The 14,932-nt window shown below is 42.6% G+C and carries 12 protein-coding genes; all 12 read right to left on the bottom strand.

Annotated elements, in window-relative coordinates; genetic code table 11:
* Positions 1 to 4 precede the first annotated feature (4 nt).
* Positions 5 to 685 (bottom strand): acyltransferase, encoded by a 681-nt coding sequence (locus C1752_RS29715; RefSeq protein ID WP_110986383.1) that lies wholly within the window; start codon positions 683 to 685, stop codon positions 5 to 7.
* A gap of 784 nt (positions 686 to 1,469) precedes the next feature.
* Positions 1,470 to 2,891 (bottom strand): MBOAT family O-acyltransferase, encoded by a 1,422-nt coding sequence (locus tag C1752_RS11995; protein WP_110986301.1) that lies wholly within the window; start codon positions 2,889 to 2,891, stop codon positions 1,470 to 1,472.
* The gene (locus tag C1752_RS11990; protein ID WP_110986300.1) at positions 2,888 to 3,943 is read right to left on the bottom strand and encodes a hypothetical protein; all 1,056 of its coding nucleotides are present in this window, start codon (positions 3,941 to 3,943) and stop codon (positions 2,888 to 2,890) included. Before C1752_RS11990 ends, C1752_RS11995 begins: the two co-directional genes overlap by 4 nt.
* Positions 3,944 to 4,758: 815 nt before the next feature.
* Positions 4,759 to 5,766: a glycosyltransferase family 2 protein gene (locus C1752_RS11985; RefSeq protein ID WP_110986299.1), complete on the bottom strand. Its 1,008-nt coding sequence runs from the start codon at positions 5,764 to 5,766 to the stop codon at positions 4,759 to 4,761.
* Between the two features lie 143 nt (positions 5,767 to 5,909).
* Positions 5,910 to 6,683, bottom strand: coding sequence for a glucose-1-phosphate cytidylyltransferase (rfbF, locus tag C1752_RS11980; RefSeq protein WP_110986298.1), 774 nt, complete (start codon positions 6,681 to 6,683; stop codon positions 5,910 to 5,912).
* Positions 6,684 to 7,362: 679 nt separating this feature from the next.
* Entirely contained in the window at positions 7,363 to 8,340 is a 978-nt protein-coding gene (locus C1752_RS11975; RefSeq protein WP_110986297.1) for a sulfotransferase family protein, read from the bottom strand.
* Positions 8,341 to 8,345: 5 nt separating this feature from the next.
* Positions 8,346 to 9,038 (bottom strand): hypothetical protein, encoded by a 693-nt coding sequence (locus C1752_RS11970; protein WP_233501543.1) that lies wholly within the window; start codon positions 9,036 to 9,038, stop codon positions 8,346 to 8,348.
* A 240-nt stretch (positions 9,039 to 9,278) separates the two neighbouring features.
* Positions 9,279 to 10,388, bottom strand: a complete 1,110-nt coding sequence (locus tag C1752_RS11965; RefSeq protein ID WP_110986295.1) for a glycosyltransferase family 4 protein — start codon at positions 10,386 to 10,388, stop codon at positions 9,279 to 9,281.
* Between the two features lie 87 nt (positions 10,389 to 10,475).
* Positions 10,476 to 11,450 carry a glycosyltransferase family 2 protein gene (locus tag C1752_RS11960; RefSeq protein ID WP_199464366.1) on the bottom strand — a complete coding sequence of 325 codons (975 nt, stop codon included), beginning with the start codon at positions 11,448 to 11,450 and terminating at the stop codon, positions 10,476 to 10,478.
* An 82-nt stretch (positions 11,451 to 11,532) separates the two neighbouring features.
* On the bottom strand, positions 11,533 to 12,498 hold the full coding sequence (locus tag C1752_RS11955; RefSeq protein ID WP_110986294.1) for a glycosyltransferase family 2 protein: 966 nt from the start codon (positions 12,496 to 12,498) through the stop codon (positions 11,533 to 11,535).
* A 102-nt stretch (positions 12,499 to 12,600) separates the two neighbouring features.
* On the bottom strand, positions 12,601 to 13,389 hold the full coding sequence (locus tag C1752_RS11950; RefSeq protein WP_110986293.1) for a Stf0 family sulfotransferase: 789 nt from the start codon (positions 13,387 to 13,389) through the stop codon (positions 12,601 to 12,603).
* 7 nt (positions 13,390 to 13,396) lie between these two features.
* Positions 13,397 to 14,872 (bottom strand): O-antigen ligase family protein, encoded by a 1,476-nt coding sequence (locus C1752_RS11945; RefSeq protein ID WP_199464365.1) that lies wholly within the window; start codon positions 14,870 to 14,872, stop codon positions 13,397 to 13,399.
* Positions 14,873 to 14,932 lie beyond the last annotated feature (60 nt).

The raw sequence follows: 14,932 nt of genomic DNA, 5'->3' as shown, positions 1-14,932 counted from the left end.
TCACTTAATTCTCAACAAGTCTAGGCTTCGATTCTTCGATGGGCACTTGGGAACAGCGTTTTGAAATAACCCTAGCAGGTACACCCACTGCTACAGTCTGAGCCGGGATGTCGCTCGTCACAACCGCACCCGCTCCAATGACGCTTCCTTCACCAATTGTGACTCCATCTAAGACCTTTACCCCTGCCCCCAGCCAGCAGTTATCCTCAATGACAATTCCCCTAGACGTTGTCCCCTGCTCATTGATTCGACGAGCGAGATCTCCGAAATTGTGATTGTTGCCGTATACGCAGGTATGGGAGCCGATCATGCAATCACGGCCAATCTTGACAGGTCCGGGTCCCCCGATACAGGTATAAGGTCCGACATAAGTACGTTCTCCAATTTCTATATCGCCCTCTTTCTCAGAGCGAATATAGACACCATAGTCTAAGCGCACCTCTTCTTTTAGGCTGATTCGGCCACAGTAACCGCCTCTAAGGTAGGTGTTCTCTGAGAGGATGGATTTTTCTCCGACAGCAAAACTGCAGTTTTCTCTAGCCTCTAATATGACATTTCTACTGATCTTTACATGCTTCTCAATGCCAATCAAATCAGGACCAATGAGCTGAACATTTGATTTTATAGAAACTTGAGAGCCAAACTTCTTCAAAACAAGAGGATACAGGAACTTTCTTAGAGACATTCCAGGCCGGCCTGGGAACCAACCTATCAGCGTTATCACTGGCGTAAAAATAGACATCGTATGTAACCTATCTCCAAGAGATAAAGAGCACTTGGGATTCAGAGCTTACAGAAAACGGAAAATCTAAGTGCAGGTATAGAACTCACATAGAAAGTTGGCTAACAGCCTAGTTTCACTGGCTTCCATGCTAACGAATTTCTCAAAGCACAACTATATCCTCTCTATTATGGCTACATTTCAGAATAGTTTGCATGTGTCTGTTGGATATGACACGTTAAGGCCGCCACAGAGAGCTACAGAGTAAACCAGTGAGAGCCTAACTCTCCACCTGACTTATACAACCTTGATGCCTAATATCGACCAATGGTCGGACTCCAATTCTGTCTATTACCAAATCCACAAGATAGATGTTCTAAAAAAGCAACCTACAGAATCTTATAGATGTCCCCCATTCTGCAGGCATCAACTTGAAGACTAAGAACATCTGTCTGGTAGCTTGCCAGCAGAGTAACGCTCTACACTCCGCCCAACATCAGCATACTAGAATCCTCTGCTTTGCTCAAATGATTAGTCAGCTGAATATCTTATTTCCTAAAGAATCTGACCTAAATTCAGGATTTTACTCCTAACGGCATATTCATTCGACAAGATACGGGAGATATCTTTAATACAATGACAATCGATTAGACACTGCCAGAGCTCAAGAGACAGCTTGTTCAGAGAATAGACGTTGCAGCAGCGTAAAGATCCAAGCTTCTAGGTTTCTGCTTGAAGTAGATAGATATCAGAATTGAAAATAGATAAATGGCTCATAGTTTGTTGGCTTAGCCGCAAAGACGACGGCATAAGCTGCGCCATAAACGAGTGAGAACCCCCAACCAGGAAGAGAACTGAAGGCTCTTTCTAAGTACCCTCGGTAGCTGAGCCAATGAGTTAGCAGCAGACCAATTAGCAAAGGAATATATTCAAAGCCAAGCGTAGCCTTACTCTCTGCACCAAAAGAGAAACAATTGAAAATAACAGACATTGCATCATCTAGACCATCGGCACGAAAGAATACCCAAGCTAAACAGACCCATGTAAAGGTCAGTAAGGTTCCTAGAAGACTGACGATAAATTTTTCTTGTTTGTCAAGATCTCTCCGGTGGCTAGACTGTTGTTTCAGATACACTTTATGCCCAATAAGAGCGCCTCCATGCATTGCCCCCCAAGCGATAAAGCGCCACGCAGCACCATGCCACAGTCCTCCTAAAACCATTGTGATCATTAAATTCCGATAGCTGCCCCCCCTAGAGCCACGGTTACCGCCAAGGGGAATATACAGATAATCTTTAAGCCATGTGGAAAGACTAATATGCCATCTTCTCCAAAAATCAGAAATATTGGAAGCAAAGTATGGATAGTTGAAGTTATCCGGAAAACTGAAGCCGAGTAAACCAGCACAGGCGATCGCCATATCTGTATAACCAGAAAAATCGCAGTAAATCTGGATCGCATAGAGCCAGATCGCCTGCCATATGGAAAAGGCAGAATATTCGGAAGGTTGGCTATAAACAGCATCAACGGCCGGTGCAATGCTGTCGGCAATACATGCTTTCTTAAAAAAGCCAAAGAGGAATAAAACTAGGCAAGCTCGCACAGGAACAGTCACGAAGGATCGCGCTTTGCTCAACTGAGGGATGAAGTCACTCGCGCGCACAATGGGACCAGCCACTAATTGCGGAAAGAAAGCAACAAATAAAGCAAAATCAATAGGGCTTCTCGTTGGTTCTAAATGTCCTCGATAAACATCAATCGTATAGCTCAGCGTTTGAAAAGTATAGAAGCTAATACCCACAGGCAAAATAATTTCAAGCGAGTTAGTACTCGTGGGCAAATCTAGCCAAGCTAAAAGATCAAAAGCTGATTCAAGGAAAAAATTAAAATATTTAAAAAAGCCAAGGACTCCAAGATTAACAACAAGGCTAATAGACAATAGGAAGCGCTTTCGAGAAACATCTGGTGCGCTTTTCATTTGGAGACCAAGAATATAGTCAACAATTGTTGACATCCAAATTAGAGAGAGGAATCGCCAGTCCCACGCGGCGTAAAATAGATAGCTACAAATCAATAGAAATATTTTTCTAAATACAAATTTCCGCAGTAACCAGTTGACACAAAAAACAGCGGCAAAGAAGAAAAGAAATTTGAACTCTGTAAAAATCACTCTTCCAGACTCGCGCTAAATTTTTTCAAGAAATCACTCGCTATATACTGTGTTAAGAGCTGAGCACCTTGCTGATTAAGATGAGTGTTGTCATACCATAGATCCTCTTGAAAAAGACTTGGAAATTGAGAAGGATCATTATAGTCCAAGATATGTATGGGGGGAGTATCTCTTTTATATGCTAGCTTGAAAGCAATACTCTGATCATTCCCTCCGTATACAGCAGGGGTATTTAAAAATATCGCCGTTATGCCTTGTTCCTTTAGAGTATTAGAGAGATCAACTAAAGATTGTATTTGATACTTTGAAAAAGGCTCGGTGCCACGTAATGATTTATTGTACTCTGTCTGAGCTGAACGATAAAAATCATTCTCTTCGTCAAGCTTTTTTGAGAATTTCTGAATCTTCCTCAAGCATGCCTTTCCTTCTTTACCCTCAACCCGGCGACAATACCATTTCATTTCTGCAAAGCCATTCTTCTGAGGCCCTAATGAATAAACATCAAGCTTATTCGTTGCACCTTGAGTCAGTCCTTTATGTAGATCTCCTATATTGAAAAAGTTTATACTGAATGATTGAATCGCACTTTTTATTCTTAGAAATTTTTCATCAAATTCTAGGCTAGATCGGACAATATAGTCCAGCAGAAATGCTGTATTTTCATGATTATGAAAATAGACTGCTCGGAGGCTATCTGGATTTTTGAAATTGCTGCTAAAAGATCTAGGTTCTATAAATATATACTTGAGATTTTCTGGACCTGAACTTATAATTCTTTTGACTAACGCATTCGTTTCCATTCTATCTAAATTTGGGCTACCCATATTAAAAGACTGGAAAGAGAACCCTTGACTACGCGCGTGTGAGTCAAATTGATCGGGCATAAGATGGTAGTGAATATGACTGGAGCCCACAAAGAGAATTTTGTATTGATTGGGTGCTTTCTCAAACTCTGCCATCTTAACTGTGTAAGTCCGAACAATAGGTTCAGGAGCAAATTTAGATAGTGCAGTTTTCAGAAGAGCGCTTGCACCTAAAAATGACAGACTCATTATTAACAGGGATTTATAGTATTTTCTAATCATTATATAGAAGAAGATCCTTTGTCATGGCGTTTTACAGAATGAATGCCCTGTTAAGAATATAGAATGCTCCTTAGTTGAAGTATTTTTTACATGTGATTTAAATTGAGAATCCCACCCGCAAACCATCAACCTGTGGTGCAAAAATCCAGATTATGCTGACGATTTTAATCCCTAGCATGCAATCTAGTACCCTTGCTATTAGCCAATACTAAAGATGATTCTCAGATACTCGAATTATTGCAGAACAAGAACATGTATATTCCTATATCGTCCTTTTATTTTTGGTTAGAACTAAACTCCAACAAATAAATTAGTCTACAAGAAATATATGCTGGTAGTGTCCTTTGGATTTATTTAGGATATTGAGCTTATCCGAGTTTTCTCAAAGAACAATGCAACAGCTCTGTGCTAGTCTTCCCTCAATATGTTGGGGATTTATTTCAGGTAGGGTAATAAGAGCTTAGATACCTTTTGCAGTGTTTACTCGCTAACTGTAGTCGAGCTACTCCAAAGAGTATTGATGGTTCTCTATAAATATTTTAAGCCTATCTTACGGATGGAGTCAGAAACATCACCTACTTTTTATTTTCAATCAAATCTATCATCTTTTTTTTCAATCTGAGAATTCCACAGCCTTTGTCACATCAGCTTTCTCTTTTCCTAACAGATGAGCTGAAGATTTTAATATCAGTTATAAAGCAGCTCTGAAATTGGTCCATGATCTCTTGCCTATGGTGCAAACATTGCAGTTATGTATTTTTATCGAGCAGACTACATGAAGCTTAGTTCTCCAGTGATTTGCCTAATCGGTTGGTATAGTGAGTGATTTTTTGGGGAAAACTGAGCTTTGATATATTCGAAAGTGCTGGATAATACTTCTGTATTTCCTCCCATTGAGGCATTACACTAGTATCTTTCTCGGCAATTCTCCTAGCGATATGTGCGCTTTTAGCAAGAAGATTCTGTAAGTTTACCGTCGGGTAATTTTTGGCAACGTCTCGTAACGGAGCATAGATAGGGTTCAATACAAATTCATACAGAATAATAAGCTGGTCAATTTTGGATTTTCTATAGTGGCGATCTGCTGTATTGCCAGTCGTTACTGAACCACTATGGACCCGGTGAGTAGCCAATACCTCTGGTACGTGGGTAATCCCTGTATGAGTTGCGACTCTAGTCCACAGCTCTACGTCGCATTTATTTACAATATGCCGGTTGAAAACACCGTAACGGTAGAACGCATTGCGATTTAAAATTACAGCCACTGGCTCACCGACAATATTGAATCCTATATTTTCAAGAGTAGCCTTACAGAAACTTCGCGCGGAGATATTTATCGAATCAGGGAAAAGGGTTTCGATAGATCTTTTAGATAAGATATCTAGATAGTATTTCTCTGTTTTTTCACTGACACCTGGTTCGAAGAGAAAGTTCCGGCGACAACAAACCAAAGCGCTGTCTGATTGTTTTGCTGAGATTAGCTTTTCTAGGCAGTGGGGCTCAATCAAGTCGTCTGCATGTACATATTTTATCCATTCCCCTTGAGCCAGTTCAGCACAGCGATTAAAGTTGTTGATGGCACCAATATTCTGATCGTTTACGATAATTCTAAAACGACTGTCACGTTCAGCATATGATTTGACAATTTCAAGCGTGTTGTCTGATGACTGATTATCAACAACCAAAACTTCAAAATCGGTTAAGGTCTGAGAAATAACGCTGTTAAGACAGTCCTCTAAATGCCTGGAGGCGTTGTAAGTAGGAATGCAAACACTTACCAGCGGAGTCATGAGTCATACCTGTATTGAGACGAAGAGAGAAATATTTCTGGATAATCAATAGATGGGGCCAAGAAAGTCAGCCATCATCATGTTTGCTATGCTACTTATTCATAAGTTTGAGAAAACTAGGTAGACCTTTACCCGCCGTTATTTTACCAAACTTTCCACGGGGCTTTTTCATTTCTCCACAGGTCTTCGAGGACGCGCTTATCTCTTAAAGTATCCATCGGCTGCCAAAAGCCATCGTGTTTATATGCTGCTAATTGCTTTTTCTGAGCTAACTTCTTCAAGGGATCCTGCTCCCAAACGGTCGTGTCGTCTGCTATAAAGTCGATGACCTGTGGCTCGAGTACAAAGTACCCGCCATTGATCCAGGCACCATCCCCTTCGGGCTTTTCTTGAAAGTTGTCAATAATTGTCTGTTCTTCACCTAGAGATATCGCCCCAAATCGTCCTGGCGGCTGCACGGCAGTCAAAGTCGCTAATGTTTGCTGTGATCGATGAAATCTGACTAGGTCTGAAATATTGATGTCAGCAACGCCATCACCGTAGGTAAAGCAAAACGTGCCATCACCGATGTGTTCTTTGACTCGCTTGAGACGTCCGCCAGTCATGGTCAACTCACCCGTATCAATTAAGGTGACACGCCAAGGTTCAGCGTTACCATTGTGCACTGTCATTTGGTTATCTCGCATGTCGAAGGTTACGTCTGACACACGGAGGAAATAACTGGAGATAAATTCTTTAATAACGTAACCTTTATAGCCACAACAAATAATGAAGTCGTTAATATCATGGGCTGAGTAAATTTTCATTATGTGCCAAAGGATAGGCATGCCACCAACTTCAACCATAGGCTTTGGTTTAATGCTGGTCTCTTCACTCAGGCGAGTACCTAGTCCTCCGGCCAGTATTACAGCTTTCATAATAGTTACCTAATTTAGTGCTTACTCTCTAAATATTGACTTGAGCTGTCGTCTGAAGGCTCAACTATAATTCGGAGGCTTGCCCCAAACATACTCTAAGCAAGCCTATTAAAAATTTTGAAGCAAGCAAGGTTCCGGTGTGATACAGACTATCAAATCTCGAAACAATACAAAGACATAGAAAGAAATAGAAACAAGATCTCTTTGGAATAATCAGAACGAAACGTTTAGTTTTACTAAACACTAAGTTCAGACAATAAACTCTGATACAATCGTCAATATCGTAATTCAACAAACCTCATCAAGCTAAGCAGAAATTTTATATGAACTTAATTCTACCCTTCAATCTCTACCCCCTATTAAGATTAATGTAGCCTGGATTAGGAGCATTAGTAAAGACGTTCAGCGATAAACGAGCGCTGTTATGTTAGGTGCAGTAGAAGAATAGTGGACACATTTCAGTCTAATCCGATGAGCTGTAACGTTTCTCCGCTGTCTTGGTAGTAGTTGCAATACCTGTCTCTAAAAATATGCCTGCTCTTTGATATAGATGGGTTGGTCAAGGGGCGAAATTTAGTAGGATCTTAAACTCTTGGGAAATCAAGAATAGCGAGATCAAAGCGGCTCGAAATATTTTGGTTGAGATCGCAACCCATCAAAACCACTGATTAGCCTCCGCCTACCAGTCGTCAGCCGCAGCATAGTAGGGAGGGTTATAAGCGCAGTAAGCATCTCTGACCTCTGCGATCACACCCTCAGAAACTTCACCTTTCCAAGAATTAATCATCGCATTGCTAGAGCGGGAGGTAGAGTATGTCTGGGTTCGATTTTGATTAGAAGCATTGCTCTTTGAGAGGATGCGGTCCTCTATCGCCTGCTGCCACTGCAGACCCGCAAAATTATAAAGCTGACGAAAGGTAGTCAAAGGATCAGCGCAAATCTCCTCATACTCCACCACAGTAAAGTCGTCATACTTCTGCAGAATCTCAAGCGACCGATTTAAAGTAACCGCCTGTAGCGCACCCATCTCAGCCCAGAAAGAGTGAGTAAAATTTTGGTAGTTTGGATGCAGCGTAGATAACGTTTGCGGAGAGAGCCGACTCTCAAATTGCTTGCCAGTCCATCCCATGCGGGAAAAGCTGTTAGCCACAGACACCGGATGGCGAACAAGATAGATGATTCGAGGTTTATATTCATCGATACACCATTGAAGAGCAAAGGGATTAACCTCTTTGATCAATGCTCGCTGATGCTGACGGTTCTGCCGCCACATCCACTGCGAAGGGGACTTTACGATCACATGGTGGAAAATAGGTAAACCGAGGAAAGCCGCATCAGCAGCGAACCGATAGCCTATGGGTAAATTATTGGCGTCAATTTCAAAAAAGCTCGGACCGGCCTCAACATTTTGATCAAGATACGTTTGGGTAATCGGTTCATGGAGATAAAGTGACGACTCTGATTGTCCCAAAATCTCACCGACCCAGCTCGAACCGCTACGGGGCAAAGATAAAATTAGTACCGGCGGTGATGCCAGAGGAGATGAGCGCGCCAACCGCCAGCTCACCGGCCCCAGATTTGTCCAGATCACAGGCTTGACCTTGCGCAACGTTTTGCGCAGATGCTGCTTTAAGCCTGTAGGAATATATTGCTTCATTTGGATCAGGCCTCAAGTAACCCCATCTTCTTCAGTGCGGCTTGGTAGACTAGCGTATCCGGCTGACAAATTTCTTCGACCCTCTTTCGATGTGCATCTGTCACAAGCTGCTTTTGCTTTGACTTAACAACAGGGCTAACATTCCCTTTTGTAATAAAAAGACGCACGTTAAACAGATCTTCAAAGTCATCAACAAACCGATCAAGATGTTCTAAAAAACCCACAAGAGCAAAGTTATCCAGGTTGCTGACAGCACGCTCGACAGCGTCACAATTCAGATGGACATCGCTCCCCCTTAAGCCTGAGAACTTGCGCACATAATCTCCTCCCAGAGCAATCCCCTCCTCTGAGTCGAGAAACTCGTCTAAAGTCGCTTCAATTTGAAAAGTGCCAAAATTTTTGTTGCGATTATAGAAGTATTGCGAGAACCACTTAGATATGGGCTCACGCAAAATTGTAATGAAGCTCCACGCATCCTTAAATTCATCGAAGGCATTTGAAGCATAGTCAAAATGTCCGCTAATATATCTGCAGTTATGACTTGACAAATAATATAAGAGCAGTTTTTCTCGATAAGCCATCAGATCGTCCTCTACAATTAGTGATGCTCTTAAAGAGGAACCACTCTCTAGCTCAAATCTATTCTTTTTGAAGTAGTACTCAGACAATCCAAAGCTTCTGCGAATTGCATGATTCACTGAGGATCCACCACATTTAGGGATATGTATAAATGCAATTTTTTCCTGTGTATTTGGACCTAAAAACTGACGGCAGCCTAGATATATATTCCTTAATGATGGCATTTAGAATGAGGTATAAAGGAGAAACAGCATACTAAAAAGATAAAGCTTAGGATTGCCTCTCTACAACAAAGGCCCGACGCAATACTTTAGCCACTCATAGAGCTTTTCGGTATCTACAGCTTATCTATGTGAAGTTTATCTCTTTTTCACAGAGTCTAGGTAGACGGCATGGGTGTCTTTGGCAAGAATGCTCCAATCCCACTGTTTGACCGTTACGTAATTGTGTTGCCCCATCTCAGACATCCGAGTTCTCTCCTGTAGCGCGGCTTGCAGCGCGGTGAGCAAACCGCTCGGATCGTCAGATTCATACAAGTAAGCACCATCACTATCAAGTGTATTCTCAATACAGCCTACTTTAGAAGCAATACAGGGCTTTGCGAAAGACATCGCTAAAATAACGGCCCCCGATGTCAAAACATTTTTATAAGGGAAAACAACGATATCGGCACAGTTCATATAGAGCTGAATTTCTTCATCTTTAATATTCGCTAAGTTCAAATAGATCTTGTTCGAATCGCCAACATGCGCCTGAATATCTTTACCCACAGAATCCTTAACGACCTTGCCGGCGATCAGTAAAGTCGTATTTTCAGCCTCATCAAGCTGTTTAAAGGCCTCTATTAAATCTATGATTCCCTTATAAGCTCTTACTTGACCTAGAAAGAGAAAAACAAAGCTGGAATCAGAGATACCTAGGACTTTTCGAGCTTCTTTTTTTTTAATCTTGTTGTCATATTGACCAATGTAATTGCCGTGGGGAACAACAACGACTTTTTCACTCGGCATGAAGGGAAAAGACTCAGTTATTTTTGTCTTTGCAATATCGCAGTGTACAATCAGCCGATGAGAAAATTTGGCGACAGCCGAAGTACAAATTTTTTCTAGCCTGGGATTTAGGCACTCGTGTCGCTTTAGATTATGGACTGTCCACACGATTTTAATTCCAGTTAGCTTCAGAAAAATCAATCCAGCAATAAAAAGAGATAGTTTTAGATAAGATCTAAAGGTATTTTTCCCCCAATAAAATGTATCTAACCAGTGAATATGTACGACCTTCAGATTCATTCTCCAAGCAACCCAAGGAAGAAAGTAGTCACCTCCATCAAGCGCGAACACGCGAACACCCAATTGGGTCAACTGTTCGGTCAACTGCGTCTGATATGAGTTGGAAGTAATGAAGGGGACAAATCCTATCTGGAGATGCTTAGATTCGATTTGAACGTTTGTGGAGCTAGAAAGAATCATAGGCTAAGCAAAATTTGGACATCATTGGCGACGCAAGTACCTCAAGCTGCAGAGTCCGTTCAGATTCATGCAGATTAGAAAAGACTTTTATGATGTACCTACCATCCACCCTTTGATTGAGCGAACGGTATCTAAAACATTTCTATATAGGGTTGGACCTAACGTTCGCATTAAAAAAATTGCGATACTCAAGCGTGCATACTCTTTTGTATATTTCAGGGGTGGATAGAGATGTGCGGCGCGTTTTTGGTATTCAATGGCCTGTTTGCAATCTTTCTCCTTTGCCTGTAGGGGTTTCCACGCTAGTTTCAAATTAGCATAACCACAACTTTCATCCTTTAAGGACTGAACGGCTGCTGGAGCCGTAGAGAAAGCTTTCTCAATGACAACTTGATAACTGCGCTCCATTGACTTCCAGTCTTTTGAAGCACCACCAGGGTGCTGACGATAGTAGGTTAGGGCTTCTTTGACCACCGCAAACGGATACTGAGCCGCAATTCGCAACCACATATCCCAGTCTTCCACTGCAGATTTCAAGGCTTCATCAAACAGACCGCATTGATCGAAACACTCTCGTCGAACCATAGCAACACTGCCACATTCAACAATGTTGTGTTGAATCAGCGTGTCCCAAATCATCCCTGTTTCTGAATTCCGCAGACATTTCCCTGTAGATCGGCCTTGATCATCAATATAAGACACCCAGGAGTAAACCAGCCCTGCACTGGCGTTATTGTCTAGCTCCTGTACTTGCTTCTTCAGTTTGCTGGGATGCCAAAGATCATCGGCATCGAGAAATGCGATGTACTGCCCCTTTGCATGGCAGATGCCGGTGTTCCTAGCTCCAGATAAACCTCGATTTTCCTGTGAAATGAGAACAACCCTTGAGTCCTGAATTTGCGATCCCCATTCTTGGGTATTGTCGGTACTGCCGTCGTTAACGATGATGACTTCAAAGTCTGTATAGCTCTGCGCCAGTAAGCTAGAGATTGTTTCTGGCAAATACTCCATCGAGTTGTAGGCGGGCACCACGACTGAGACTGCTGGTATTTTTCTATTCACAGAAACGAGGCTTTGAGAACGGTTGAGAGACAGAGGGGGTAGCATCTCTTGAGACTAATCGTGATATATAGACCATTTTAGTTTACGAGCCAATCCCCAATGCCATGAGCTTAATAGAGTGGAGATAGGATCTCACTTTTTCATATCCACCTACGCCCAAGAGAAGTGTCACTAAAGAGGCGAACAGCAAACGCAAAAAGTAAAGAGAGAAAGCAGCCTTTGGGTATAAAGAAAAGGCAGAGCCAACGGATCCTAGAGCCTTACGAGGCTCTCCATTATCAACATAACTATAGCCTTGAGCAATACGAAAATAGCTATAGCTTTTCTGTTTCAGATGCACGAGGTCAGGCGAAGCAGAGCTGAAGTTTTTATCAATGACCTCTAAAGAATATTTCTCTGTATCGTTCATGCTCCGGCTTCGCGACATGCTGCTTTGATGGTGTCGATGAAAGGATAAGATTTCGGGGATCAACCCAAAACGATACTTTGATGCGAGCCGGACCCACATATCCCAATCTTGCTGCCCCCGAAGGTTAGGGTCAAATCCTCCAACAACGTTAAAGCAGTCTCGACGCACCAAAGGAACACTGCCACTAGCAATCATATTATCTTGCACGGCAATGCGCTTCCAGACATGCCCGGACGCCTTTGAAGCCCACACCCGATCTAGCGGTTTTCCATGCCGGTCCATGAGTCGTGTCCAGACGTAGGCAACACCGATGTCTGGATTTTTATCTAAGAGCAAAACTTGCTTCTCTAGCTTTGTTGAATCCCATAGATCATCGGAGTCTAGGAAGGCAATATAGTCTCCTTTTGCCTGTTCAAGGCCCGTATTCCGAGCTATGGGTGCCCCACGATTTTCTTGTGAAATCAAACAAATACGAGGATCGGTTTGTTGAGCAGTCCAATCTATGATGTTATCTGAACTGCCATCGTTGACGATCAAAAGCTCAAAGTCGCTAAAGGTTTGGCTCAGAACGCATTCAACGGTTTCTGGCAAAAAAACCATTGAGTTATAGGCTGGGATAATGATCGAAACTTTAGGCATACCAATCAACTAGGATTTAGCGAAAATAAGCTATAGAAAAAATCGGAATATTGCTTGCGATCGCAACACAAAATCCATGACACAGCATGAAAAAAAAGAACGTCAGAAATCCTTGAGCAAAGCCTGAAATCTTGTACCTTCCAATACACAACAAACCTGGTCATAGTTCGCTATCTTCTCACGATAAAGTCCTTTACTTATCTTTCGCAGGTCGCTTTCAAACTCAACATCTAGACTCTGTAACCCTAAGAACTCAATGACTGACGAAAGCAGATCATTTTTACTACTTTGCAGCTTTTCGTAGCTGATTTCCAATACAGGGTTGGGCAACGCACGCAAGGTACTTCTGACCGCCCGCGTGGCCGCCTCTCGTATCGAAAGATCCTTAACCAAAGAGGATACATCTAAGATCACCGGTTTTTGCGCAACCTCGGCTTTTGCATGAACAACGCTATTTTGATTCATACTAGCCTTTGAAATCAAAATATCGAGGTAGTTTTGTCGAACTAGGTGAATAACTTTGTATTCATCTAGCGCTAGCTTCAATAATATTTCTGGCCTTGGCAACAGCTGATTATACATGAGCTTGAAGCCCACCATATCCCCGAGTTCAGGAGATAATTTGAGCTGGTCAATGTATTGAAAAATAGACCAAGGCCTTCTTCGGTTGCCTTTGAAGCTCTTATAGGTCAGCATAGACTTACCAATACTAATTTTCTTATTATGGCCAGAGCTCAGCCTTCTAGCCCTATTTTTCATCTCCACCTCTTTGCTCTGCCAAAAGAATAGCTCACCGAACATTGTGACCTGCTCATGGCTATCTAATAATTCAGCAAGCCACGTTGAGCCGCTCCTTTGCGTCGTCAATACACAGAAACCTGCTTTTTTCATCGTCAGCTTAGCTCTTCTCTATTGTTCGCGAATCTATATCACCAGCATCTTGAGGATTTTGTGGGTCTCCCCAGTCCCAGCCCGCCATCGCCATTACAGACCAGAAATATAGCCAGAAAGGCGTAGCACTCAATACATTGTCGGCAAGCATGCCAACACATATGGCGACACCAATCGCAAATAATCCCGAGCATAAGTTACGCTGAGATTGCCCTTGAGAGCCTTTGAGTAAAGCTAATAAACGTGTGAGCTGTAGAGCTAGGAACGTAAGCAAACCAGCTAGCCCCAGCAATCCCGTCTCAACTAACGCTCTGATATAGTCGTTATGAGGGGCTAAATTATTTTCCTTAGGGATAAATTGACTTAAATCCAGGCCGAAACCCAAAAATGGGTGTTCTCGCCATGCACCTAAAACATCTACCCATTGAGCTATTCTCCAGTTAAAGCTATTCCCTCGCATCAGAATGGCCCTCGATACATCAATCTCTGGATTGAGTAATGGCGTTTCAGAAATTTCTAGTAAACGGGCTTGCCCAAATTCTGTACTTCCGAACAAGGCTATCGCAATGACTAGAAAAATTCCACTTGCGAAAAGTTTCGGCGGATCGATCTTTGTCAAGGCTTGAATCAGGATAAAGATAGAGAACATTATTAATGCGCCTAAAGCCTTGGTCCCGACAAGAACAAACGTTAGTAAAAACATGAGCGCTAACCAAGGCCAGCGTTTTTTTGATTGGTTTGTTTTCCACCAGGCTAAAGCAATAAATAGTATTAGATAAAGGGCAAAAGTATTTGGGTGACCAAATGTCCCATTGATCCGAGAGATATCGATTCCCTGTGCAGCCAGTTGGGCAGACTGCCCTCCTCGCCCCGTCCTAACTAGCTCTTCAGGTAAACTTGATGGCGCAAGTAACTGGACTAGACCGAAGGTAACAGGCGGAATCAAGGAAAAAAACATGAGAGAGAGTGCTTTGCTCGGATGCACTCTGTCCTTGAGCTGCATGACAAGCAAGTAAACCATCGCAAGCGTAAACCAGCGAACCCACTCCCGCAGGCTGATCCTTAGAAGAGAAGGATCAGCATCGAATCCTAATCCTCCTAGAGGCAGAAAAATCAACCATAAGCCATGGAATGCGACCCACCCTGCCAAGCACCACCAAAACCAGTCAGTTTTGACAGGACGCCCCGTCAGCAATTGCACAGTGATATAAATCAGCGTCAGTGCGTCTAAACCTATGGCATAAGCAGCAGGAATTCCTCCCTCAGAGAAAGTATCTAATGAACTGCGTATGAGCAATAAGCCAATGACAGCTCGCTCAAAATCCCAAAAAAAATAGGCTAGCAGAAAGGGAGCCGCAAGCGCAGCAACAAGCAAAGAAGGGGAAGTGCCAGCAATCACGCCAACCAGCAAGCCCGCAATAACAACACTGACAACGACCCAGAACGCTGGATTCAAGAAACGCTTTACGACAACGGGTAACACAAAAAAATCTCCCCTAATAGCATCCCTCATCCTGATTTAAGCAACAGCCAAACTCACTCC

The sequence above is a fragment of the Acaryochloris thomasi RCC1774 genome, from assembly GCF_003231495.1.
Lineage (GTDB): Bacteria > Cyanobacteriota > Cyanobacteriia > Thermosynechococcales > Thermosynechococcaceae > RCC1774.
This window is presented reverse-complemented; position numbering and strand designations above follow the sequence as displayed.

Coding starts and splice junctions, on each gene's coding strand:
- C1752_RS11975 (WP_110986297.1), bottom strand. CDS start 8,340: ATGAAGCAATATATTCCTACAGGCTTAAAGCAGCATCTGCGCAAAACG.
- C1752_RS11985 (WP_110986299.1), bottom strand. CDS start 5,766: ATGACTCCGCTGGTAAGTGTTTGCATTCCTACTTACAACGCCTCCAGG.
- C1752_RS11955 (WP_110986294.1), bottom strand. CDS start 12,498: ATGCCTAAAGTTTCGATCATTATCCCAGCCTATAACTCAATGGTTTTT.
- C1752_RS11990 (WP_110986300.1), bottom strand. CDS start 3,943: ATGAGTCTGTCATTTTTAGGTGCAAGCGCTCTTCTGAAAACTGCACTA.
- C1752_RS11965 (WP_110986295.1), bottom strand. CDS start 10,388: ATGATTCTTTCTAGCTCCACAAACGTTCAAATCGAATCTAAGCATCTC.
- C1752_RS29715 (WP_110986383.1), bottom strand. CDS start 685: ATGTCTCTAAGAAAGTTCCTGTATCCTCTTGTTTTGAAGAAGTTTGGC.
- rfbF (WP_110986298.1), bottom strand. CDS start 6,683: ATGAAAGCTGTAATACTGGCCGGAGGACTAGGTACTCGCCTGAGTGAA.
- C1752_RS11950 (WP_110986293.1), bottom strand. CDS start 13,389: ATGAAAAAAGCAGGTTTCTGTGTATTGACGACGCAAAGGAGCGGCTCA.